This is a genomic window from Virgibacillus sp. 6R (genome assembly GCF_001895305.1).
GTDB lineage: Bacteria > Bacillota > Bacilli > Bacillales > Amphibacillaceae > Virgibacillus > Virgibacillus pantothenticus.
Genome location: NZ_CP017762.1, coordinates 383,818 through 407,675, shown reverse-complemented (window position 1 = coordinate 407,675; position 23,858 = coordinate 383,818). Strand labels below are relative to the sequence as shown.

Below are 23,858 nucleotides of genomic sequence, written 5' to 3'. Positions count from 1 at the left end.
CCGGGAAGTACATCCTATTCATTGTAATATTTTATTCTTGATTAATATATAAATTGCGTTTATACTGTACTTATCAGATAAGTACAGTTGATACACTTGGTGGTGAAAACATGGATATCTTTATTAAGAAAAACAGTCAATTGCCAATTTATGAACAAATTGTTGAACAGGTTAAATATCAAATTTCGGAGGGGATATTAGAGCCAGGAAGTTCAGTACCATCCATACGTGCTTTGGCAAAAACATTACGTATTAGTGTAATTACTGTACAGCGTGCTTATGATGAACTTGTCAAAGAAGGGTTTATAGAAACCATACCTGGCAAGGGCTCGTTTATCTCTGAGAATTGTTTGGTGTTTTTTGAAGAAGAAATGACTAAAAAGTTGGAATATCACCTGCAATCAGTCATCAAAATAGCAAGACGATTAGATATTTCAATTCATCATGTACATGATTTATTAGACTATTTTAATCAAGGGGAAGATATTGATGAAGGCGATTGAAATAAAAAAGCTAAGCAAAAAATTAGATACATTTCACATAGATAGGATAAATTTCACTGTTCCTAAAGGGAACATTGTAGGTTTGATTGGTGAAAACGGTGCTGGTAAAACAACTACGATCAAACTAATGATGGACGTGATTGAGAGAGATAGTGGGGAAGTCCTTTTCTTCGGAAAACGGCTAAATAAGGACTTAAAAGAAGAAATTAGTGTCGTTTATGATGAAATTAATTTTTATGAAAAGGTCGATGTCGTTAAAATAAATACGATTTTAAAGCATATTTTTAAAGCTTGGGATTCCACAAAATATTTTGACCTAATCGACCGCTTTAAGTTACCAAAAAATAAAACGATAGGTAATTTTTCTAAAGGAATGAAGATGAAATTAAACATTATTATTGGATTAGCTCATTCGCCAAAACTGTTAATTTTAGATGAACCAACAAGTGGTTTAGACCCATCAGCTCGCATGGAAATGTTAGACTTGTTTTTAGAATTCATTCAAAATGAAGAGCATTCCATATTACTTTCTTCCCATATTACAAATGATCTTGAACGAATTGCGGATTATATTGTCATGATGCACAATGGAAGAATTATTTTACAATTAAATAAAGATGAATTGTTATATCGTTATGGTATTATACGTTGTTCGGAAAAACAGTTTCAACATATTCCAAAGCACGTCATTTTCGCTTATCAAATTTCCAATTCAATTTATGAAGTTGTGATCAATAATGCTCCTGAAATGAAAGAAGCCTATCCTGAGTTAACGATAGATAGAATTACTATTGATGATATGATGTCGATTTATATAAGGGGAGAGAAATAGCATGAAGGGCTTGGTTATCAAAGATTTTTATAACGTCGTAAATAATGGTTGGGGATTATTCATAATGATGTTAATTCTGGCGGTTGCTATTGTACCAACTCAAGGTTTTCTTGGTTATCTGGTTGCTGGTACAGTTGTGTGCAGTATGATGAGTACCACTTCGTTTGCCATTGACAATAATAGTAAATGGGAGCAATTCGCTATCACCTTTCCAATTGATCGTAAAGATATTGTAAAAGGAAAGTTTATTACGTTGTTTTTGTTTACAATGATTGGAATTCTGCTTTCGATTATCCTAGGAAGTTTAGCTGCAGTGATATTTCAATCAGATATACTGCAAACAATCGATGTAAAAGAGATTGGCCAAATGATCATCGTTGGTATATCCGTAGCTTTAATATTTGGTACAAATTCCATTGCATTGTTATTAAAGTTTGGAGCAGAAAAGGCACGAATGTTTTTAATTCTAGGCTATGTTATTCCTGGAGCAATCCTTATTTATGTTGTAGATAAACTGCAAGAATTAGGTGTCATATTTACAGGGGAAAAACTAAATCAATTCATTTACTTACTTCCTATATTAGTTATTATCTGGCTCAGTATTGGCTATACTTTGGCCGTAGCAATAATGAAGAAAAAACAATATTAAATAAAATCAAGCGGGTTTGTTTAAATGTAACGTAGCAAAAGTTAATTAATTTCTTTACGTATCAGCTTTATAAGGTCTGAATCCGGTATTGACTGGTTTTTGGCCTTTTTAGTTTTGGCTTGGTTTGTTTGTGATGCTCATCCCAATTTAGGAGTTTGATTCGAAATTTGTTGAAGAAAACTGCTACACCGGAAAATATAGTATATGGATATGTATTTTTTGAAACTTAATAAGCTTTTAATTCGTATAGATATAAACTTAGGGTTCATATCTATTGAAGGAAGCTGCTACATATTAATTTTATTTTTTCCACAAAAAGGGATAAATCTGTTTTTTCTTTTGCGATAGGAGTTAAAGTACTTCATTACTTTTAATAATTGCAGAGCATATATTTGTTCTATTTATCCCGCATAAAAGGTGCTGGAGAGGCTCCTACTTGAGGAGTTGGATAATCTCTACTGCAACAAGTCTAAGTGGGATATAATGCCCTATTTAGTAAGAGGCTTTCAGGGCATACCATCACGGTACTAACAATCAGTGGAGGGTAATTGAAGATTCGCTTTATTACACATTTACAGTCTAATTAGAATCTGTTAGCAAATCTAGATAGGATGATAGTGTCCGATAAAACTAAATCTACATTAGAATGAAGTAGCAAAAGGATTAGAAGGCGGTATATAGCAAAAAACACGCTTTTGTCTTTTTGGAATGGACATAAGAGCTAAAGCAAATACCTTGGATTGTGCATCTAAGGGATGCGTACTGCTCGATTTATCGAGACAAAGAATTATTTGGCCTTTCCCTAAAGCCTCTTTTGCTTTTTTTGTATCATTATACATCATGGTTTGACCTTCTGTATAACGTCTTAGAAAATCCAGCTGTGTATTTATATAATTGTATAATGCAAGCTCTAAAGGCAATAATTTTTCTATTTCTCTTCCCAGGATTACACCACTTCTTTCAAACTGCCCTGATGGACAAGTTTTTATTATTCTCAAAAAAGCTAGAGGTTCAACAGTATTTAAAAGGGAAAATCGAAAATAAGGTTATGATAAAGCTAAGTGAAAATTTCTTAGGTGGTGGTACGGATTTTATGCTTCCATTTAAAAAGTCTTTAGAAGTTATTAATGAAAGTCGTTTTAAAATGCTGATATTGTATTTGTGACAGATGGTCAGCCTCATTTTCCCAATTCACACTCACAACGCACGGCTTTAATTGGAGAGGCGGGCATGACTTCTAGGCAAGAACTCATACCCGCAGAGGGTAAATGTCAAGCTTATAATTAGTAAGCAATTTTAACTTAACTATTTGTGTTCGAATTATTGGTGTAAATCCATACTACAATTCCCAAATATAATTGATTTTATAAATTACTCAATTCATATTTTGATTTATGATACTTGTACAATCTCATAGATTTTTTGAAGAGAAGAATTGTGGCGATACCCAAGACTATGTATAAAGCCGACATACCCCAGGAACCTATTATTGCCCCAAGAATTATTCCTAGAGATCCACTTATTCTTCCAATTTGTATGGAGAGGCTATTCATGGCCATATACGAACTTCTTGCTTGTTCATGTACTATATCAGCTAATAGTGCTTGCCTCGTTGGAACGTATAGCAATTCTCCTATAGAAAAGATTAAAGCTGCAACTAAAATCACCCAGAAAGATTTACTGATGGTGACGATTGAAATTCCTCCCACAAATAATATTATCCCTAAATAAAATATAGAATCAGCATTATATTTTTTTAGAAGTTTTATAGACATAATAGAGAAAACTAATACAACAATTGTGTTCTCAACATTAATGATTGACACCATTCTTAGACCATCTATATAGATATCGTTCAATTTCCATAAGTTGATTTGCATTTTTGGAAATTCTTGATCTAATCTTACTGCGATATAGTTAGTAATTTGATTCATAATAGAATACAACAAAATACTTGCATAAGTGAAGAACATAAAAACTCTGTCGTTAATAATCTTTTTATAACTAATGTATAAGTTGGTTAGCACTGATTTTTCTTTTAAAGTTTCGACATTCGGTTTAAATGATTCAGAGATAAAGAAAGTAACTATGACAAAAGGAATTAAAGAAATAAACGTAATCGCTAGAAACATTTCGAACAAATGTGTTTTGAAGAATAACCCGCCGATTATTGATCCAATCATAACGGATAAGTTGGTAATCCAATAGCTTACACTATACATTAATTTTCTGTTTTCGGGTGTACTAACATCAATTAACATTGCATCTGAAGCAGGACGGATCAAACCATTACCGAAGCTGTTTAACAGCATCATAATAAAAGTTAGCCATACAGATGATAGTATAGGGGAATTTGCCAAAGCCATAAAAGCAAAACTAATTGCAATTAATGCCTCACCAAACACTAAAATCCTTTTTCTTCCAATCCGATCAGATAGATATCCACCGTATAAAGTCGTAATAATTGATATGATAGTATTTATCAGAAGTAATATTCCAGCTAATACTCCCCCAACATAATTTGAAAAATAGATAGCCATAAATGGGAAAATCATACTGCCTACAGAAATGGCTAAAAAAGAAGATGCTAATCTTAATTGAATACTTTTATGTAGTTGGAAAAAAACAATAAACCTCACCTCTCTAAAAAGAGTATACACTCATCCGAAAATTTACACAATGATATATTATCGCTTTATTACAATAATATTCAAAAAATGTTGTTTAATTGTGATTTTGTGTGATTTGCAGTAAAATCAAAAATATTAGATGATTCATTTAATAGGAGGGGGTACAATTGAAAATACAACAAGATGCAGTTTTATTAATAAATAGGTTTCCTTATTGGGTCTACAACGATTCTGGTTATCCATTTGAGAACGTAGAGAAGTTATGTATTTTACAGTCCCATGAAACTAAATTTGATTTTCCTGTTGATAAGTATTGTGCTGTTGTAATTTGTGATTTAAATAATAAGGATGCAGTAGATGATGCAATTGAATTTTTTTATAAGAATTACAAGTTTTCCAAAATTATAAATGTAACTGAAAGATATATGGAATTAGCAGCAACCAAAAGAGTTCAGTACGGTTTGCCTGGAATGGACATAGAAATGGCTAAGAATTTTAGAGATAAAATCAGTATGAAAAACAAAGTTAAAGAAAATAGTATACCAGTGCCTTATGTTGAAAAAATATCAAATCAAAAAGACGCAGAAAATTTTGTAATGAAATACGGTAAATCTGTTATAAAACCCATAGACGGCATGGGAACCAAAGATACATTTATAGTGAACAGTGCTTCCGATATACCAGAACTTGATCTTAGTAATCAGTATGAAATCGAGAAGTTCATTAAAGGAGATATGTATCACTGTGATTCAGTTGTCCTTAATGGTGAAGTAAAGGTGTGTTCGGTTAGTCGTTACTTGAATTCAACTTTAAATTATTCCGTGGATGGATATTTAGCATCTATTATGATAGATGATTCTGATCTAATCGAAAAAATGAGACAGTTTAATCAAGAAGTAATCTCTGCCCTTAATTTTAAAAATGGAGTCACACATTTAGAAGTGTTTTATGATAGCGAAGAAGATTCTATCGTATTTTGTGAAATAGGTGCTCGATCCGGCGGCGCAGGCGTTATACCTTCTGTAAAGTACGTTTATGGAGTCGATCTTACCGAAACGTATGTAAGACTTCAATTAGAGGAAGAAATAACAATCCCTAAAGCCAAAGACACATATGCAGGATGGGTAGTTATACACAAAAAAGAAGGTATTATAACTGAAATCAGTAATGAAGATGAGTTCAACTTTGACTGGGTACTTTTTAAGAGCATAAATGGAAAGCCTGGTGATGTGATAAAAAGAGCAGATAATTCGGTAGCTTCGATAGCAGATTTCACTATTATAGGTAACTCAGAAAAAGATTTGAAAAATAAAGTGAATATGTTAAGAAACTCTTTCAAACTTAACGCAATAAAGGGGGAGTAATTGATGAAAAAAGAAAACGTTTTAATTCTAGGAGATTTAAACAGCGTTATAGATTTTCTAGACCTAGAGCATAACAGTTATTTCTTGATTACAGATTTAGAAGCATCTGCTATCCCGAAGGAAATGCAGAAGAACATAGAATCATTTTACATTGATACACCTGATAATTTTGATGTCTCCTGTTTTGAGAATAATATTGATGTGATTTATGACGTTGTATCAAGCTTAATAGAAAAACACGGTCAATTTAGTAGTATAGTTACCACTTACGAACACACGGTACTGAGTGCAGCCATGATTAGAACCAGATTTAACATACCTGGGATAAAAGAATCAGAAGCAATCTTTTTACGCAATAAATATAAAATGAAAGAAAAAATATTTGACTCTGGTATACTTACTCCAAATTTTACTTTAGTAGATGTTGATACATATCATGAAGAAATAACTCAGTTCTTAAGAGAATATGGAAAGATAGTGATAAAACCGATTAATCAAGCAGCTAGTTATGGTGTTCTAATTACTCAAGAAATAGTTGAAGCCACTAACCATATTGAAATGTTGATACAAAACAATTCAGAAGTATTAATAGAGGAATATTTAGAACATCCAATTATGCATTTTGATGGAGTCATTCAGGAAAATGAAATGAAGTTTTTCTCAGTATCCAAAAAAATCGGTAATTGCTATGACTATGTTTCAAACAATGGAGATTTATGTACCATTATCCAAAGCGATTCGGAATTGGTGAGGAAGGCTCAATACTTCACAAAGAGAGTATTAGAGGTATTTAAGATAGACTCGTTGGTATTTCACCTCGAAGTTTTCGTAGATAATGAGGAATTCCATTTCCTTGAAATTGCCGGTAGATATCCCGGTGGGGGCATTAGTAAGTTAATTAAAAGAGCTTATGATTTTGATTTGGTAAAAGCAAGTTATTTATTTGATACCCAAAAGGAAATTATAAGGGTGCATAAAAATGATTTGGTAAATGATTTAATTGCAATGATTATAATCCCCTTTCCAGCTAAAGAGGATATTATTATAAGAGGTATTTCGGGTCTAGATCAGCTTCCTGATAACATTATTGGTTCTATTTTTACTGGGCCAGGAGAAATTGTAACATATAATCCCTTCGATACTTTTAAAAAGTTAGCCGAAATTTATATTAGAGATACTTCCAATGAGAACATTGAAAACACAGTTGATTACATTAATAATAATGTGAATTTTTCATATGTACTCGCGAGTATGGAAAGGAGCTAAAAATTTGAACAATATTGAATTTAGCTGGTTTGCACCTACATCTGGTGACTATGAATACGTGAACTCCCCAGAACCTATGGTTCCGCCCAGCATTGACTACATAGTAAAGATAGCAAAAAAGGCAGAATCAGCAGGTTTTAATGATATATTAATTCCTATTGATCCTAGATGTATGGATCCTATTGTTACAGCGTCCTATATCCTTCAAGAAACAAATAAATTAAATACACTTATAGCTTATAGACCGGGTATAACTTCGCCTCAAACACTAGCAACAATGTTAAGCACTTTAGACAATAATAAAAATAGAGTAAAGTTGAATGTTGTACAAGGGACTCCTAAAGATGCACTTATGCAAGGTTATCGGTTTCCAGAGCCAGAGAAAAAGGCTATGCATTTACAAAGTTTCTCCAGAGCTTTAAAAAAACTGTTGAGTTCAGAAGGTAAGCATGCACATAGAGATGATTTTTTTGAGTATGAGAAAGCTACCGTTAATCCCAGCTTCTCTCGCCCTCCTAAAATGTTTATAGGGGGCGGATTGCCAGCCATGAAAATCGCAAGCGAACTATATGACTATTATTTAACGTTTGGAGATACAGTTGAAAAAATTAGCGAATACGTTATTGCTGCAAAAAAGTATTCCGAAGATAATTTTAACAGAAAAATTAAGTTTGGAATGGGAATTAATATAGTGGCAAGGGAAAGTAAGGAGGAAGCTTATAATGACTGTCTAAAGTTATTACACGGTGTAACTGATGAACAATTAAAAGAAATGGAAAAATTATACAAAAAACGTAAAGCGCTTGGCAATAGAGATTACATGGATCTTGTTAAGAAAGATTTCATCCTAGAGGAAAACCTATGGTTAGGATTAGCACAAGTAAGGTTTGGACCGGTTGCAACAATTTATGGTTCTTACGAAGAAGTTGCAAACAAAATAATGGATTATCACAGTGTAGAGATAGATTACTTTAGTTTAACTGGCTACCCGTATATGGAAGAGGTTGAAAATGTTGGTAAGGTAATTGAATTAATAAAAGTATCAGTGACATCATAATGCTGGAGAGTGATTTATATGGGAAAGGAATTTTTATCTGTATTTGATGAATGGTCAACATCATATGATGAAACAGTTCATTGTGAAAAAAATGAATATAGCCAATATTTTTATAAGTATGATGAAATACTAAATCTTGTTGCCGATAAAGCATTTGGAAATGTATTAGAATTCGGAGTTGGTACAGGTAATCTAACATTGAAGCTCATTGATAGAAAATTGCAAGTGATTGGTGTTGATCCATCTAGAGCGATGAGGGAGATAGCGAAAGAAAAAATTCCTGACATTCAAGTTTTTGATGGTGACTTTGATTCTTACCCTGATTTAAAAGACATTGATTGTATAGTAAGCAGTTTTGCATTTCATCACCTAAACAATAAAGATAAGAGTATTTCCGCTTCGAAATTTTTAACCACTCTGAATACAAAAGGGAAAATATTATTTGCTGATGTTGTATTTGAAAATGTAGAGTCATATGAACTAGCAGTTGAAGAGGCAAAGGGAAAAGGTCACAATAATGTATATAGAGATTTGACTCAGGAGTATTACTGTACAATTCCTGAATTGGAAGAGATTTTTGCTAGTAATGGATTTAAAGTGGAATTCACAAAGTGCAATAGTTATGTTTGGATAATGGAAGCTCAGAAATGACTTAATCCAACGTTAAAATGCTCAGGAAAACTTCAAACAGATAAGATTTTTACAATATTTCAAGGTTCAAATCAATATGGTTTGAACCTTTTCCATTTTCGTTAGATATTACTAGAGGTAATGCAGACGTCATATGATATATTCCTTTCCAGTATGGTAAGAGTAATATAGTGACGGGTAAAAAGAATTGCTTATGTTTAATATTACTAACCCATTATTTTAGAATTGCTAGAGTAGATTCAGTTACTTAATTTGTCCTATCGTTTATTAGAAGGAACCTGTTTATGGAAAACTAATAATGTAGTTATTGGCATTTAATTTATGTATGGCCTTACGAGCCCATACATAAATTAAATGAGCCACTCGCCAACTCCTCCAAATAACTTTAAACTCCTCGTTGAACCAACAACGTTCGATAGGAGTATATTAGGAGATGTTAGCAGTGTCTCAAATAGATGAGGTAAATCAAAAAGGTGAAACTTTTGCCAGCATAGGCAGGAGAATGGGGGGACCCTTATACTGTAAAGAAATATACCAATCAAGATGAGTTTAAAAAAAGAGAAACAAAAGCGAAAGTCCCCTGTGATGGATCCTTAAGCCTATTCTGGATTAGTGGATGAAAGAGTACAAGTTATTCTAAAGAATTTAAATACAAGTAATAAAAGAAGCGATGGAGACAGGGAAAACATCTGTTGTTGCACGTCGATATGAACTCAATCCCAACATGATGACAAGATGGGTTCAAGAGTACAAAGGCGCCAAATATGGAGATATTGATGTAATCACTGTTCCAGACCTCGATTCCAAGCATCTTTCGAATGAAAATGATCACTAAAAAAATATGAGGCGAAAAAGATCTTGAAATAGCCATTTTACGAGATCTTATAAAAAACCAAAAACCTCACTTACTGAAAAAATGGAAGTAGCCGATATATGGATTCAAAAAGGATATGTCATCACATTGGTATTAATAATATTGAAAATTCCTCGTTCCACCTACTATTACCGAAAGAATTATCGTGTGGACGAGTAGCAAGTGAGTGAGGGTCATCCTGCACCAGCTTCTCCATCAACGAGGACGGACAGAAAATAGCTGATGAACAAATAAAGAATTTTTGTTAGAGATTATTTCTGGAGAGTGTAACGGGTATGGCTACCGCAAATTAATTGTAATCCTTCGCCGTCAGTATGAACTAAAAATCAATAAAAAGAAGGTGTATCGTCTCTGTAAAGAACTAGATATCTTGCGCCCTCAAAGAAGGAAAAGAGTTTCACATCCTAGAAAACTGGCTCGAAATCACACGATTACTGAATCCAATCAACTTTGGGAGGCGGATATTAAATACGGTATATTCATGGTGAAGATCGATTCCTATTTGTTTTTTCCATTATTGATATTTGTGATGTTTTGTTAGGGTTATTTATTTTCACTGATGCAGAAGAATTACTTAAAGAAATAACGGATTCCTTGTTTGCACAAAAATTACAGGCAAATGAGGTGATAGTCGAGCGAGTAGTTGATGGCGACACGCTCGTTATAAAAGAAAGCGTCCATCCGAACAAGCCTGTACAGCTATTTGCAAAGGAAGCAAGTAGCTTTGCAAAAGAAAAGTTAGAAGGGGAAAAAGTGAAATTAGAGTTAGGCAATCCTGAAACCGATAAGTATGATCGATTGCTTGGTTATGTTTGGATAGATGATGTTAACTTTAACCAGCTACTCATTGAAGAAGGATATGCTCGAGTCGCTTATATCTATGAACCAAATACGAAATACTTAGATGAATTTCAAGATGCGCAAGTAGAGGCAAAAGAGGATAAAGTAAAGATATGGAGCATCAACTGCTACGTGACAGAAAATGGATTCGATATGTCGGTTGCTGAATAATAGGCAGCGGTTTTTTATCCCGTATATAAGGTGCAATAAGACTCCCACTTCAGGAGTTGGATAATCTGTACAGCAACAAGTCTAAAATGGGAGATAACAGCACCTAAATACTCGATTTCGTAAAAGGACGGGGAATACCGCGATTACATAATTAACAAACAGTGGGGGATGAATGAAAACACCCACTGATGGAAGATTCACTTTATTGACCAAGTTTTATGTACAACGTTCCAACCCACCAATCCAATAAACCTTTATCATTATTTTTAACTAACCAATGGATAGCTTCTTCAATATCTTTTGAAGCTTTTATATCTGTCTATCCTTTATTAATATTTTTACATTACGTTTGTCTGACTTTTGATTGTAAGCTATTTTTAGAGAGATAAGGAATTCTTGCTTCACTTAAGGCAAGTACGATACTATGGAATCAAGTAAAGTTTTGTTCATAATTGCCTAAATTATTCGTTGTCATGTTCAAATAATTTTTTGCTTAACTAAAAGTTTTTCACATTTACGAATACCAATCTAAAGGGTGGTTTTATGGCCTATAAATGTGGTGTTTCAGGCAGTACCATATTAACAGACCCATCTAAGCTTGAAGAATTGTTTTGTTATGATTTTGTTGATCATATAGAAATTGGAGAATTTCCTAATCAAGTTGCCTTTGAAGAATTTATTACGATAAAGAATAAACACGGTTTAAGTTTTGGATTGCATTCTCCTTTATACCGTAAAGGAAGTAAATATGATCTTTTACAGCATGTTCATATGGAACCGGAAGCTGCTTGGATACAGTTTGACAAGGAACTGAAAAAGATGTCGGAGTTAGGTGCAGAATATGTATTAGTGCATTTTCCTTATTTTAAAGCAGAGAATAAAGAAAACACTTTTGCGAAAATAGAAAGCGGCTTGGCTCGGTTACATGCACTTCAAGGGAAGTATAATATTTCGATTGTTTGTGAGCCAAAGCTTGGCTTGAATCGCTCGGCTGTAAATATTGAATTATTACACCGATTCCCAGTTGAAAGATGGGCAAAATACAATGTGAAGCTATGCATAGATATTGGAGATTATTTACTAGGTACAAAAGAAAAAACATTATCCTATATTTCCAAATGGAAGGATCATATAAAAGTAGTACATCTGCATAATGTTGAATGTAAGGATGGGAACTATTATTGGATACCCATTCACCCTACATATGAGAAAGATGGGGAATATTATAAAGTTAAGAAAATTATAGAAGAGCTTGCTCGTATAGAGGATATTATTTTCGTTTTGGAGCATACGCCTCATTCCAATCCCTCCAGAAAATTTGTACAAGAAGGGATTAACTGGCTGCATCATTTAGTGAAGGAAAAACAATGATAACATGCTTGATGCTTCGTTTGTTACGTTAGTCATTTGCAACACCTGTATGGTTGGATGATTGATACAAAGAGAGTATAAATTAGTTTATTTCCCTACATGTAAACACAATGAGTTTTATATCATATTGACAATGCCTCACTTGGACACGAGGGGTGCTTGGCTGTAGCAATTTGCGTGATTTCCTTTTTAAGGTAAATTTTTTCATGTTTCCAACTAAGTCTACTGATTGTAGGCTTAGTTGGAAATATAAATGGATATCTTTTTGGAAATGAATTTTATCAGTGCTTCATACAAGCAACTTATCAATTAACCCTTCCCCCGTTTTCACTTTAAAATAAAGATGATAATCTCCCTTTTCTGTCTTTGAATGGAGTTCATCGGATTGAAAATTTTCTTCAATCACTTTATTACCGTAATAAGGTGCTGTAAGACTCCGACTTTACGAGTTGGATAATCTGTAGATCAACAAGTTTAAGTGGGAGATAACAGCATCTAAATACCCGATTCGTTCCTCTAACAATCAGTGGGAGATGAGTGAAAACTCCTTTTATCCAAATATCTACCATGCTCTTTATTCGACGATGCGACAGAAGTTTTGGGTTCGAAAGTAAGTCGAGACGAAACAGGTGAGTATTTTTCAAAAGATAAGAAAGAATAAAATGAGGTGCTAGTGGATAACGAAATAACCGCATAGCCACGCTCGGCGCATGAGCTCAGCAACGATGCGACTTTAGAAATGCGCCCTACGATAAGGCCTCATCGGTTCGTCTCTAAGAGGAAGGCCGACTAAAAACGGGTTTGCCGCTCAGGCGTCGGCATACCCCTGTTTTTAGTGGCATGATTCCTAAATCTTTAGTTGATTCGTTCCCTTCGCTACGTTGCTAAACGGGCGCCCCGCGCCTTTGTTCCACTATAGGAAAGGATAAGATTTTTTTGGTTTATAGTATAAGAAAAACAAAAGGCTTTCGCCATAAGACTTGGCGACAAGCCAAGTTTTTCTAATTAACGGATTTTCTAAACTATTCATTTTACATAATCAAGGCAACTACTATTTTTTTATTTATTGGCTCTTATTGCATATCACTAACTAAAGAAGTATGCCGACTTTTTTCGTACTGTAGTTGCCGTTTAAGTTTACGGATATCTGCCCTAATCCAAATAGAAATAAAGAGTGCAAACATAAATAACCCGCCAAAAATGATCATCGTTAAATTGTAGCTTTTTGTTGTATCATAAATAAGGGAGAGCAAGAGAGGACCTGCTATGCCAGCCATCGCCCAAGCAGTTAATATATAGCCGTGAATAGCACCAAGTTGTTTCGTTCCAAACATATCACCGATGTAGGCAGGGATGGATGCAAATCCGCCTCCATAACAAGTTAAAATCGCAAAGATGAGCACCTGAAATAAAATTGCATTGTCGGCAAATGGCAACATGAAAAATGCAATCACTTGAATGATGAAAAAGACAGTATACACATTTGGACGACCAATATAATCAGATAGCGATGCCCACCCGAGTCTTCCTCCACCATTAAAAAGACCCATAATACCGACCATGGCAGCAGCAGCTAGTGCAGACATTTTGGCAATTTCCTGTGCCATTGGTGAAGCGACAGAAATAATCGCAATTCCACAAGTTACATTAATAAATAACATGAACCATAACATCCAGAAGCGACGGGTCTTAATTGCTTCATTTGCAGTGAGCTCTGATAAATCTTGTTTTATTTGTTTTTTACCATGTTGTTGGTTGTTGACAAAGCCTTTTGGTGCCCAACCTTCAGGAGGGGGAGCGAGATACTGGGCGGATAGGGTCATAACGATAAAGTAAATGGCGCCAAGCAGGTAAAACGTATTTGAAATTCCAATTGAATGAATGAAAGCAGCAGCTGCAGGTCCACTAAGTAAAGCTGCAAACCCAAAACCCATAATTGCAAGTCCTGTTGCTAATCCGCGGCGATCAGGAAACCATTTAACGAGCGTAGATACAGGAGCAATATAGCCGATTCCTAAGCCAATTCCACCGATAATTCCATAAAAAAGATAAAGCATATACAATGATTCATAAGTCGTTGCGAGACCTGAACCAGCTACACCGATACCAAAAAAAAGTGCTGCGAGCATCCCGGATTTACGAGGTCCTTGTTTTTCTACAAAACGTCCCATAAATGCAGCTGAAAACCCTAGGCAGAAAATAGCGATACTAAAAGCGAGGGAAATTTCTGTCGTTTCCCATCCATATTGAGCTACCATCGGTTTCGTAAATACACTCCACGCATAAGCGGAACCGATGGAAATATGTATACCAACAGCTGCAGTTGCAATAAGCCATCGGTTTTTGACCTTGTTCATAAAAGTCCTCCTTTATTTTAGAATTTTTAGACAAAATCATTTAGAACGATACTACCACGAAAACGCATACATTTCAATTTCTTTTGATAGCTAAAATATGGAACAGAAAAAAATAGTGAAAAACAATTTCTTACCCCAAAATGTAATTTCGATAAACGCTTTTTTCGTTCAGGAGGTGTATTAGAGTGGCTTATCCAAAAAACACCTTCTGATAAGGTGATTGTTTTGTACTGCAACTAGTCTTGAAATTGAGGAGATAATCTTTACATCACACTTAAATTGCTTATTATGTCTAAATGGAGTGGGCAAGCCAAAGTATATCGTTTTTATACAGTTAATGTATTGTGTTGCTATTGGCATTTCAATTTTACTTATTATATAATTTAGATATTAAAATACTTTATAGGCAGTGATCGAATGACCCATGTTGAATCAATAATGAAAGAGATTGCAGAAATTCAATATAAATCAAAGCAGTTTATGGATATGATAACAGTTGATGAAGATTTACCAGCCAACCAACTGGTTTTGCTAGTGAAATTAAAAATTAGTGGAGGAATGAAAGCGGCAGAAATTGCCTCGTTTGCAGGCGTAACGCCTGGAGCAGTGACAGCAATGTGCGATAAGTTGAAAAAGGCGGGACTTATTACACGCTTGCGTGACAAAGAAGATCGTCGCGTTGTTACTATACAATTAACAACAGAAGGGGAGAAATATGTACAAAAAGTCTTTGCCAAGTTTGGATCAAGCCAACTTAGGGAAATGACAACGATTTTACACGAAGTGAATCAATTGATGAGTAAAATTTTATCCCGCATATAAGATGCTGTAATAAGACTCCCGCTTGAACGGTGGAGAGTGTGTACTGAACATAAGTGGGAGATAACAGCACCTAATGCCCGATTCGTTTAGAGGCCTTTAGGTCATACCCTTATGGTACTAACAACCAATGGGAGACGAAAGAAAAACCCACCGTTGAAGATATTGGATCCTCTTTATTCTAGAGCTTTATATCGAAGCTCTTTTTTTATTGACGGATTTAGTTTAATTGGTATATAGTTTAATTAATATATAGTTTAATAATTAAAATATAAAGGGGTTGAATCATTTGGTGGATTATAAGCTACGTTTAATTGGCCAAAGCAGACAGTGTGAACCAATTCAAACAGATATGATTATTGCTCAAGGGCACCATCATTTTGATGCATCAATTGAAGCTCGAGAGGTAAATACCACAGGCAGCTGTATTATGAATGAAATGGCTCAAATTAAGAAACTAAAGAGCGGTGGACATTTACAAATGAACCAGGCAAGGCTTGAACATTTTCATGCGAGAGGATCTATAAAGGCAAGGTGTATAGAAGCGAAAAATATGAAAGTTCTTGGCATTATCCGAGTAAAAAATTTAGAAGTGGAGTATGGAGAGATAACTATGAAAGGTGTTTGTCGGATTAATTTTATCAATGCTGTAGAGCTTCAAGTAAGAACAGGGTTTTCTTTAAGTAAACGCCTTATAGGTGAAAAAATTACTGGGAAAAGCATACAATTGACGAATACAGAGGCTAACATTGTGCGTGGCGAACATGTAGTTTTAGGTGAAAACTGTAAGATTAACACGTTGTATTATAAAAAACAATATACAATTGCAAATAGCGCAAACGTAAAAAGAATAGTGAAGGAAAATCTATTATGATCTGGCTTTACCGTTTTCTCGCTACACTTGGCTTACTTATATTTAGCGTGTTATACGTGGGGTTAATCGTAAGTGCGGTTATCGGGTTAGGTGCCAGTATTCTACGTACTATTGGTATAACTCAGATTGAAATGACATTGACACCTAATATCCCAGTTCCTAGATATTTAAGTATACCCGTTATGTGTGTCTTTGTAGCTGTTTTACTGATTACTGCTAAATATGTAAAACGAATCATAAATTTTCTGTTCATACCATTTCAGCCGTCTTAAGTAAAAAAGATGCTGATACCATGTAGTTTTAAAATGGAAATACCATATTTAATTTTAATGGGGAAGACATGTGCCGTTATTACTTGCAGGATGGGCGTTGCAATTTGTTCTTACTAATCGCACATGTTTCTCTCAAAATCGAGATCGCTTATAGTACTCATAGTAATGCGCATATGTCTCTTGCTACCTCAAGCAAGCCTCTCCAATCGAGCATGTCTCACCCAAATTCGCACATACTATTCTTTCTTTCCTTTAGAAAATGAAAGCCCTTTAATAATTTTGACTGTTTTATTACAATTATAAGATGTGTGACAAATGTTACACCCCTTTGCTTTAATATTCTTTTACAATCAAGGAAAGAAGAGTAAAAGAGGTGGGGGTAATGTTATTAAAACAGTTACTGGAAAAGGGTTTCGTTTTTTGTAAGATCTTTTTTAGCATTGGCATACTTTTGTAACATGGAGAGGTTCTCTTTCAATGATGATAAATAATGATTGAATATACTCATAATATACCTCATAGTGTATAAAAATGAAATACCTTGCTAATTATTTTGTCTTTCACGTAGAATAAAAGTTAAGTTCGGTATTTAATCAACAATGAAAACATTCCCGAAGATTAGTTAGTATGTTAGACAAAAAATAATTGTCCCATGTTATGTCAAAATACCTTATGGGTATGAAGCAATTTAATGGAGGTATCGTAAAATTCCTACTTTGAAAAATGGCAGGCGATAAGAGTGTATCACCTGAAGATAATAGTACTAAATTTCAAATTCGCTCACGATTAACAGCCAGAAGGGGATAAAGGAAAAACTGTCTCTACTGAATGAAGTTTTCCTACTAGTATTATGCCAATTTGTTTATTGTTTGAATGTGTATTGTAGAAAAAAGAGATCCCTTCTAATTAAAATTTCTATGAAGCAAAATGAAATGATTGGTCTTGTTAGCTAATCACTATAAGGAGGGGATATAATGGAAGAAAGATATTCTCGACAAATGCTATTTCAACCAATCGGAGAAAAAGGTCAAGCAAAATTAGCCGCTTCTCATGTTGTTATGATTGGTTGCGGAGCACTAGGAACAAACATAGCAGAAACGTTAATCCGTGCTGGAGTTGGGAAGCTGACGATTGCAGATCGTGATTACGTGGAAATGTCCAATTTACAGCGCCAGCAAATGTTCACGGAACAAGACGCTCGGGAAGGAACACCGAAAGTAATAGCTGCCAAGCGAGTGTTACAGGAAGTTCGAGAAGATGCTAATATTCAAATTGTTCTCGATCATGTTGACGGTCCTTTGCTTGAGCAGCTTGTCTCAGATGCCGATTTAATCATGGATGCGACGGATAATTTTGAAACCCGGCTATTAATCAATGATGTCGCTTGGAAGCGTGGATTGCCGTGGATATACGGTGCGTGTGTGGGGAGTACAGGAGTAGTGTTTCCGTTTGTGCCACAACAGACAGCTTGCTTTCGTTGTTTGTTACCAGCTCTTCCGGCCGTCACACAAACGTGTGATACGGCTGGAATTATCGCTCCTGCTGCTAGTATGGTAGCAGCTAACCAAAGTACAGAAGCTTTGAAATGGTTGACTGGAAATAGCAAGAAATTGCGGTCGAAATTGTTTCACTTTGATATTTGGAATAACTCATTTATGGAAGTGGGAATTTCCCGTATGAAAAAGGAAGCTTGTCCGACGTGTTCGCATCAAGCCACCTATCCTGCGCTTGAGAAGCAAGAAGAAACAAACTTTGCTGTATTATGTGGACGAGATACGGTCCAAGTCATTCCTATTGCGAAACGACAGCTCGCTATCTCTGATGGCGAACAAGTAGTAAAAAGACTAGGTGTCAAGCATCGGATTACAGACTTTTTTATAGAATTTTACATTCAATCGTATCGTTGTATCTTATTTCAAAACGGCAGAATGTTTATTCATGGATTAAAAGATATATCCCAAGGAAGGAAACTGTATCATCAGTTATTTGGGTGAAATGTGGTAAAGAAAGACAGGGGGAGACCAATGATAGAAAAAAGAAATCCAATACCTGTGTCAGATGCAATCCAACGTGTAATAAATCATGTTCAGCCATTACCAATCAAGAAAATAGAACTTGAAAAAGCAAGTGGGTGTATATTGAGAGAGCCCATTATTGCAACTCACGCTGTGCCACCGTTTAACCGTTCCGCGTACGATGGATATGCGATTCGGGCAGAAGATTCCACTGGAGCGTCACCGCATCATCCAATTGCCTTTCATGTTGTTGGAGAAATCGGTGCTGGACAAGTGCCAGAAGTTCCAATTGGCAAAAATGAAGCCTATCGAATTATGACTGGTGCTATTTTACCAGAACAGGCAGATGCAATTGTGATGCTCGAGAAGACGACAAAGACAAACGATGGCTTCACGGTGCTAGAGTCACTTCAGCCTGGTGATCATGTCTCTTTTAAGGGAGAAGATGCTAAAAAAGGTGAGGTGCTTATAGAGCCAGGTACGAAAATTCATCCAGGAACAATCGCTTTATTAGCAACATTTGGATATGCTAATGTAAATGTTTCTGAAAAACCGATTGCAGGGGTGCTTGCTACTGGAACGGAGTTGCTGGATGTAACCGAATCATTACAACCAGGAAAGATCCGTAATTCCAATGGTCCGATGATTCAAGCGCAATTAGATAGATTAGGTATTTCATGTCGTTCTTATGGTATGTTACCAGATGATTTAGATGCATGTATGGAAGTAATGGAACAGGCATTGCAGGAAACAGATGTGGTTATTACGACTGGTGGGGTTTCGGTTGGTGATTATGATTATTTACCCGCTCTTTATAAACGGCTAGGGGCTAAGGTGCTATTTGATAAAGTGATGATGCGGCCTGGAAGTGTAACGACAGTAGCTGCCTTAGGTGATAAACTTCTATTCGGTTTATCTGGAAACCCTTCTGCTTGTTTTACTGGATTTGAATTATTTGCTCGCCCAGCGATAATGACCATGATGGGAAGTAAGGAGCCATACTTAGCCCATATCCATGCAACGTTAGGTGAAGATTTTACTAAAAATAATCCGTTCACTCGGTTCATACGTGGCATTTGGAAAATGACGAAACAGGGTGTGATAGCAATTCCTGCTGGCTTTAATAAATCCAATGCGGTCTCTTCTATCGCTCGAGGAAACTGTCTCATTGTTTTGCCTAGCGGTTCTAGCGGATATCGAAAGGGCATGCAAGTTGATATTTTGCTTTTAGGTGTGGACCAAGGGGAGGAAAAGTGGCGACTATGAAGACGTTGCATGTAGTAGGATTTAAAAATAGTGGCAAGACCACCTTAGTATCGCGCTGGATAAGTTTTTTGAAGGAAAGAGGATTTTCTGTTTCGGCGATCAAACAGCACGGTCATCACGGGAAACATGGAAGTTTAAAAATGCCAGATGAAAATACGGATTCGATGCGATTTTTCCAAAGTGGTGCTGATATGTCGATTGTTTCTGGTGGCGGTGCTGTACAAATGATGTTAAATGATACCCCTGATTTTGAGCGCTTGAAAAAGCTTGCCACGATCGACCAGCCAGACATATTATTGATCGAAGGATTTAAAGAAGAAAGCGGTCCAAAAGTTGTCTTAGTGAAAAATGAAGCGGACTGGGATTCATTGAAACAATTACAGGATATTGAATTAGTAGTCGGTTTAAAAAATAAACCTATTTCCTTTCCACAGATCGGTTCTCGTGAGGAAGAGCAAGCTTTAAATAACTGGTTATGGAATTGGCTAGGAGGAGATTTATCGTGATAAAACCGTTTGCTATTGTAACAGAACCGATTGAAGTACAAGCCTATATGGATTATGTACTTCACCCTGCCGCTGGAGCGGTTACTGTATTTACTGGAAATGTTAGGGAATGGACACATGGTATCCGTACGCTTTACTTATCGTATCAAGCTTATATTCCAATGGCTGAGAAAAAATTAGCGGAAATAGGATCAGAAATGGAAGCAAATTGGCCTGGAATTAAGGTTGCAATTGTTCATCGAATCGGAGAATTACATATTTCAGACATTGCCGTTTTAATTGCTGTTTCTTCACCACATCGAAAAGCAGCTTATGAAGCGAATGAATATGCTATTAATCGAATCAAACAAATAGTCCCGATTTGGAAAAAAGAAATATGGGAAAACGGGGAACAGTGGATAGGCGTTCAGAAAAAATATCCTGTAAATGAACAATAAATAATGCTGATTAAATACTTTTGTGATACGAACAATCAGTGAGGGATAAAAGAAAACCCCTGCTAATATAAGTTCTAATTTATAACTATTATTAAGTGATAATATTATTTGATAAAAATAATGAAAAAGTGTATAATAAATGTGACGAAGACATAAGGAGAGATATTAGATGAACCAACAATTAGTAGATGCATTAAACAAACAATTAGCCAACTGGAATATCCTTTATACGAAGCTTCATCACTATCATTGGTATGTAGATGGGGCACATTTTTTCACATTACACGAAAAATTTGAAGAATACTATGATGAAGCTGCAGGTTATATTGATGAAATTGCGGAACGGGTGTTAACCATTAAAGGGAAACCACTTTCTTCATTAAAAGCTTATCTTGAAGTAGCTACAATTAATGAAGCAGAAGGTAAAGAATCGGATCATGAAATGGTTACTCAGCTAGCAAAAGATTTTCAACAAATCGTAAATGAATCCAATGAAATCATTGAAGCTGCTGAAGAAGCACAAGACCAACCAACGAGCGACTTATTTATTGGTATTAAAGCTTCTTTGGAAAAACACATCTGGATGTTAGATGCTTTTAATGCAAAGCAATAATATAGAGGCATCACAACAATAATACTTATGGAAATAGAACTAACTCTGTGTATATGGAGATAGTTCTATTTTTAATATCTCTTTAGCTTGTTTAGGATTTTAAAACGAGTGAACTCAAAATCATTTTCTATTTTAATAAAGTTCATTTTCAAATGGTGGGGGGTTCCTTTTTCCTCCGCTAGTTGTTAGTACCGTAATGATATGACCTAAGGACCTCTGAGCGAAACGGGTATTTAGGTGTTAATTCCCATTTAGACTCTTTATATCGTTGTAACTCTTGAAGTGGAATCGTTATGACATCATACATTCGAGATATTAACCATTTTAGGTTTAAAAGCTCTCGATAATGTAAGATTATTTCAATAGCTTACGTGGTACAATAAATACATCAAATAAATGCATAGGTGATAAACAATGAAACCTAATAATATTTTATCCTCTCTTTGTTATTTTAGTGTATTTTTTGCTCCGTTTCTTTTTCCTATTATTGTCTATTTCTTAGCTGATACAAACGTTAAGCAACATGCGAAAAGAGCTTTAGGAATGCATCTTGTTCCGTTTATAACTATTGTGGGATTAATTATTGCTTTTGTAACGGCAGGTGTTAGTAACATGAATGAAACCATAAGTGGTGGTTTGATGCTTATAACCGGTATACTAGCCGTTATTATAAACATATATTATTTTATTCTTAATTTGATTAGCGGTGTTAAAGTATTAAATGAAAATTGATTCTAAATTACACTAATCAGTTGCTTCTACGAAGTTAGGAATTCGATGTGAAGAATTAAAAAACCTTGTTTGGTGTATAAAAAAGACGTAGCAAGGTTTTTAACATGCTGAATCCATTCCTATTATTTGTACAGGTTCATCCTACTGTTTGTGATGGTTACAATGACAGTTTACTGATTAATGAGATTCAAGAATTAATTGGTCTCTGCAATACTTGGCTTGAAAACAAAAACTAATTAGGATACGAAGGACCCACTCCTTAGTCAAATATAAACTACTAACCGACAAATACATTTGCTAATTTTTTCATTATTTGAAGAAATAGCAAGTGTATTTTATGTAGCGAAAAAGGTTATAATCTGTTAAAAAGCATATAACCCATATCCGCAATTTCCGTCCAATCACTTCTATAACTTCATGAACTACAATAAAGGATAAGAGTCTAGACATTGCACTTCCTTATTTAGTTAATCTTTATAACTATTCGAGTTAGGGATCTGATACTTAAAATACTTACCTATGGTTTGTTTAACTAAATTAGATCAAATGAAGAGAAAGCTAAGAAGAGCACCTTTATTGACAGTATACCTATAGGGGTATAAAATGAAATTAAATCAATACTATAGATAAAGGAGAATTTTAACATGAAAGCTACAGCAGAAGTATATGTTACGTCAACTTGTCCATTTTGTACGATGATGACAAATTATTTAAAGGAAAATAACATTCCATATAAGACGATAAACGTGCAAGCAGATCGAGAGGCTGGACAAAAATTAGTAGAAACAACTGGACAAATGGGAGTACCCCAAACAAAAATTAACGGAAAATGGATTATTGGCTTTGATCCTGACAAAGTTCAAGAAGCACTGAAGAGCTAATTATGTATAAAAAGCCATTTAAAAAGAAATGGATATGCAATAGTTGCTCGGTTTCAGATTCAGATGAGTATAAAAAATCAATTTTTTCGATTTGCCCAGGAAATCTGGGATTATTAATCACAGCAATTGCAATTTTAATCATGCAATTAATGCAGTGAAATGTCTTAAATGGATCTGCCATATGCTTTACATATGGCAGATCCATTTTTTAATCGTTCTATCGTATAGAAATTAAAGATGGTTATTATTCCTTGCTTGCCAATTAGTCGCATTTTTATATTAAATAAGGAGCTACAGATATGTTAGAAGGAACATCTTCTACAACCAACGAAAGTTATCCATTTGTTTGATCTTCAGTACAAAAAATAGAAAACAAAAAAATATATATCTTTAAAAAAGCGGAATAAATTTTTTCACCGGACTACATCTAATTTTTAAAATGGAGAAATCACTTGATGCAAGGTTACTGTTTTCATTGTATAATGAAAAACATATTAGAAAGGTGAATTGTGGTTGATAAAAAAATGTCTGAAATGTGAGGGATTACCTTTAAAAATTCATATAAAAAAGTCTAAGGTTGGAATAACAGCATTTAAATTGCAGATGCTTTCAATTCTTTACGAATCGACCTCCGTAAACGTGAAATTAGAAGAAATTGATTATTCTTTTAAAAGACAAGAAAAAAGCTGTGCCATACTTCGCGCGCAATAAGCAGATAAATTTGGTGCTTCAGTGATTTAAGATTTTTAGCAGCTTTTTTTACTTCTATCAGATGAAATTAAATTCTGTGATAGAAATTTTGCTGTATTTGCCACAAAACTTGAACTGAAGTAGAAATGTGAAATACCTAACAGTAAATGTATAAGCTATGACGTCTT

Annotated in this window: 23 protein-coding genes; 20 read left to right on the top strand and 3 right to left on the bottom strand. The window is 34.8% G+C overall.

Features of this window, described 5'->3' with window-relative positions:
* The first annotated feature begins 110 nt into the window (after positions 1–110).
* The 3 genes from BKP57_RS01980 to BKP57_RS01970 are packed head-to-tail and all read left to right on the top strand — an operon-like array spanning position 111 to position 1,984.
* Positions 111–503, top strand: coding sequence for a GntR family transcriptional regulator (locus BKP57_RS01980; RefSeq protein ID WP_050353262.1), 393 nt, complete (start codon positions 111–113; stop codon positions 501–503).
* Positions 490–1,335, top strand: coding sequence for an ABC transporter ATP-binding protein (locus tag BKP57_RS01975; RefSeq protein ID WP_050353261.1), 846 nt, complete (start codon positions 490–492; stop codon positions 1,333–1,335). Before BKP57_RS01980 ends, BKP57_RS01975 begins: the two co-directional genes overlap by 14 nt.
* A 1-nt stretch (position 1,336) precedes the next feature.
* On the top strand, positions 1,337–1,984 hold the full coding sequence (locus BKP57_RS01970; RefSeq protein ID WP_050353260.1) for an ABC-2 transporter permease: 648 nt from the start codon (positions 1,337–1,339) through the stop codon (positions 1,982–1,984).
* 641 nt (positions 1,985–2,625) lie between these two features.
* Here the strand turns inward: BKP57_RS01970 and BKP57_RS21830 are convergent.
* A complete protein-coding gene (locus tag BKP57_RS21830; protein WP_128743509.1) occupies positions 2,626–2,982 on the bottom strand; it encodes a hypothetical protein in 357 nt (118 codons plus the stop codon).
* 366 nt (positions 2,983–3,348) lie between these two features.
* Entirely contained in the window at positions 3,349–4,623 is a 1,275-nt protein-coding gene (locus tag BKP57_RS01955) for an MDR family MFS transporter (RefSeq protein ID WP_128743507.1), read from the bottom strand.
* A 158-nt stretch (positions 4,624–4,781) separates the two neighbouring features.
* Here BKP57_RS01955 and BKP57_RS01950 point away from each other — a divergent pair, with 158 nt between their 5' ends.
* The 7 genes from BKP57_RS01950 to BKP57_RS01915 all read left to right on the top strand — a co-directional run bounded on the left by BKP57_RS01950 (position 4,782) and on the right by BKP57_RS01915 (position 12,208).
* On the top strand, positions 4,782–5,978 hold the full coding sequence (locus BKP57_RS01950; protein WP_050353256.1) for an ATP-grasp domain-containing protein: 1,197 nt from the start codon (positions 4,782–4,784) through the stop codon (positions 5,976–5,978).
* A 3-nt stretch (positions 5,979–5,981) separates the two neighbouring features.
* Entirely contained in the window at positions 5,982–7,244 is a 1,263-nt protein-coding gene (locus BKP57_RS01945) for an ATP-grasp domain-containing protein (protein ID WP_050353255.1), read from the top strand.
* 4 nt (positions 7,245–7,248) lie between these two features.
* Complete coding sequence (locus tag BKP57_RS01940; protein WP_050353254.1) at positions 7,249–8,301, top strand: LLM class flavin-dependent oxidoreductase; 1,053 nt, start codon at positions 7,249–7,251, stop codon at positions 8,299–8,301.
* Between the two features lie 18 nt (positions 8,302–8,319).
* Complete coding sequence (locus BKP57_RS01935) at positions 8,320–8,952, top strand: class I SAM-dependent DNA methyltransferase (RefSeq protein WP_050353253.1); 633 nt, start codon at positions 8,320–8,322, stop codon at positions 8,950–8,952.
* A gap of 1,115 nt (positions 8,953–10,067) precedes the next feature.
* Positions 10,068–10,367 carry an IS3 family transposase gene (locus tag BKP57_RS23340; RefSeq protein WP_072740913.1) on the top strand — a complete coding sequence of 100 codons (300 nt, stop codon included), beginning with the start codon at positions 10,068–10,070 and terminating at the stop codon, positions 10,365–10,367.
* A complete protein-coding gene (locus BKP57_RS01920) occupies positions 10,361–10,837 on the top strand; it encodes a thermonuclease family protein (RefSeq protein ID WP_050353252.1) in 477 nt (158 codons plus the stop codon). The genes BKP57_RS23340 and BKP57_RS01920 overlap by 7 nt, the downstream gene beginning before the upstream one ends.
* Positions 10,838–11,380: 543 nt before the next feature.
* Entirely contained in the window at positions 11,381–12,208 is an 828-nt protein-coding gene (locus tag BKP57_RS01915) for a sugar phosphate isomerase/epimerase family protein (RefSeq protein ID WP_050353251.1), read from the top strand.
* A 1,073-nt stretch (positions 12,209–13,281) separates the two neighbouring features.
* Here the strand turns inward: BKP57_RS01915 and BKP57_RS01910 are convergent.
* Positions 13,282–14,565, bottom strand: coding sequence for an L-lactate MFS transporter (locus tag BKP57_RS01910; RefSeq protein WP_072740912.1), 1,284 nt, complete (start codon positions 14,563–14,565; stop codon positions 13,282–13,284).
* Between the two features lie 438 nt (positions 14,566–15,003).
* On the opposite strand from BKP57_RS01910, the gene BKP57_RS01905 reads away from it, so the two are divergent.
* From BKP57_RS01905 to BKP57_RS01860, 10 genes are all read left to right on the top strand, one after another.
* Positions 15,004–15,387, top strand: a complete 384-nt coding sequence (locus tag BKP57_RS01905; protein WP_232231296.1) for a MarR family transcriptional regulator — start codon at positions 15,004–15,006, stop codon at positions 15,385–15,387.
* A gap of 286 nt (positions 15,388–15,673) precedes the next feature.
* A complete protein-coding gene (locus BKP57_RS01900; protein WP_050353248.1) occupies positions 15,674–16,258 on the top strand; it encodes a hypothetical protein in 585 nt (194 codons plus the stop codon).
* Positions 16,255–16,530 carry a hypothetical protein gene (locus tag BKP57_RS01895; RefSeq protein ID WP_050353247.1) on the top strand — a complete coding sequence of 92 codons (276 nt, stop codon included), beginning with the start codon at positions 16,255–16,257 and terminating at the stop codon, positions 16,528–16,530. Before BKP57_RS01900 ends, BKP57_RS01895 begins: the two co-directional genes overlap by 4 nt.
* Before the next feature lie 974 nt (positions 16,531–17,504).
* Positions 17,505–18,524, top strand: coding sequence for a ThiF family adenylyltransferase (locus tag BKP57_RS01890; RefSeq protein WP_050353246.1), 1,020 nt, complete (start codon positions 17,505–17,507; stop codon positions 18,522–18,524).
* A gap of 30 nt (positions 18,525–18,554) precedes the next feature.
* A complete protein-coding gene (locus tag BKP57_RS01885) occupies positions 18,555–19,811 on the top strand; it encodes a molybdopterin molybdotransferase MoeA (RefSeq protein WP_050353245.1) in 1,257 nt (418 codons plus the stop codon).
* A complete protein-coding gene (gene mobB, locus BKP57_RS01880) occupies positions 19,808–20,317 on the top strand; it encodes a molybdopterin-guanine dinucleotide biosynthesis protein B (RefSeq protein WP_050353244.1) in 510 nt (169 codons plus the stop codon). The genes BKP57_RS01885 and mobB overlap by 4 nt, the downstream gene beginning before the upstream one ends.
* Positions 20,317–20,754, top strand: a complete 438-nt coding sequence (locus tag BKP57_RS01875; protein ID WP_269466274.1) for a molybdenum cofactor biosynthesis protein MoaE — start codon at positions 20,317–20,319, stop codon at positions 20,752–20,754. The genes mobB and BKP57_RS01875 overlap by 1 nt, the downstream gene beginning before the upstream one ends.
* Positions 20,755–20,923: 169 nt before the next feature.
* A complete protein-coding gene (locus BKP57_RS01870) occupies positions 20,924–21,367 on the top strand; it encodes a Dps family protein (protein ID WP_050353242.1) in 444 nt (147 codons plus the stop codon).
* A gap of 414 nt (positions 21,368–21,781) precedes the next feature.
* The gene (locus BKP57_RS01865; RefSeq protein WP_050353241.1) at positions 21,782–22,099 is read left to right on the top strand and encodes a magnetosome magnetite crystal formation protein family; all 318 of its coding nucleotides are present in this window, start codon (positions 21,782–21,784) and stop codon (positions 22,097–22,099) included.
* Between the two features lie 644 nt (positions 22,100–22,743).
* The gene (locus tag BKP57_RS01860; protein ID WP_072740910.1) at positions 22,744–22,980 is read left to right on the top strand and encodes a glutaredoxin family protein; all 237 of its coding nucleotides are present in this window, start codon (positions 22,744–22,746) and stop codon (positions 22,978–22,980) included.
* Positions 22,981–23,858 lie beyond the last annotated feature (878 nt).

Excerpts from the sequence above, each read along its gene's own strand:
- BKP57_RS01860 (WP_072740910.1), top strand. The coding sequence starts at position 22,744 with ATGAAAGCTACAGCAGAAGTATATGTTACGTCAACTTGTCCATTTTGT.
- BKP57_RS01945 (WP_050353255.1), top strand. The coding sequence starts at position 5,982 with ATGAAAAAAGAAAACGTTTTAATTCTAGGAGATTTAAACAGCGTTATA.
- mobB (WP_050353244.1), top strand. The coding sequence starts at position 19,808 with ATGAAGACGTTGCATGTAGTAGGATTTAAAAATAGTGGCAAGACCACC.
- BKP57_RS01895 (WP_050353247.1), top strand. The coding sequence starts at position 16,255 with ATGATCTGGCTTTACCGTTTTCTCGCTACACTTGGCTTACTTATATTT.
- BKP57_RS01980 (WP_050353262.1), top strand. The coding sequence starts at position 111 with ATGGATATCTTTATTAAGAAAAACAGTCAATTGCCAATTTATGAACAA.
- BKP57_RS01970 (WP_050353260.1), top strand. The coding sequence starts at position 1,337 with ATGAAGGGCTTGGTTATCAAAGATTTTTATAACGTCGTAAATAATGGT.
- BKP57_RS01865 (WP_050353241.1), top strand. The coding sequence starts at position 21,782 with ATGAAACCTAATAATATTTTATCCTCTCTTTGTTATTTTAGTGTATTT.
- BKP57_RS01885 (WP_050353245.1), top strand. The coding sequence starts at position 18,555 with ATGATAGAAAAAAGAAATCCAATACCTGTGTCAGATGCAATCCAACGT.
- BKP57_RS01935 (WP_050353253.1), top strand. The coding sequence starts at position 8,320 with ATGGGAAAGGAATTTTTATCTGTATTTGATGAATGGTCAACATCATAT.
- BKP57_RS01915 (WP_050353251.1), top strand. The coding sequence starts at position 11,381 with ATGGCCTATAAATGTGGTGTTTCAGGCAGTACCATATTAACAGACCCA.
- BKP57_RS01910 (WP_072740912.1), bottom strand. The coding sequence starts at position 14,565 with ATGAACAAGGTCAAAAACCGATGGCTTATTGCAACTGCAGCTGTTGGT.
- BKP57_RS01905 (WP_232231296.1), top strand. The coding sequence starts at position 15,004 with ATGAAAGAGATTGCAGAAATTCAATATAAATCAAAGCAGTTTATGGAT.
- BKP57_RS01870 (WP_050353242.1), top strand. The coding sequence starts at position 20,924 with ATGAACCAACAATTAGTAGATGCATTAAACAAACAATTAGCCAACTGG.
- BKP57_RS01975 (WP_050353261.1), top strand. The coding sequence starts at position 490 with ATGAAGGCGATTGAAATAAAAAAGCTAAGCAAAAAATTAGATACATTT.
- BKP57_RS01890 (WP_050353246.1), top strand. The coding sequence starts at position 17,505 with ATGGAAGAAAGATATTCTCGACAAATGCTATTTCAACCAATCGGAGAA.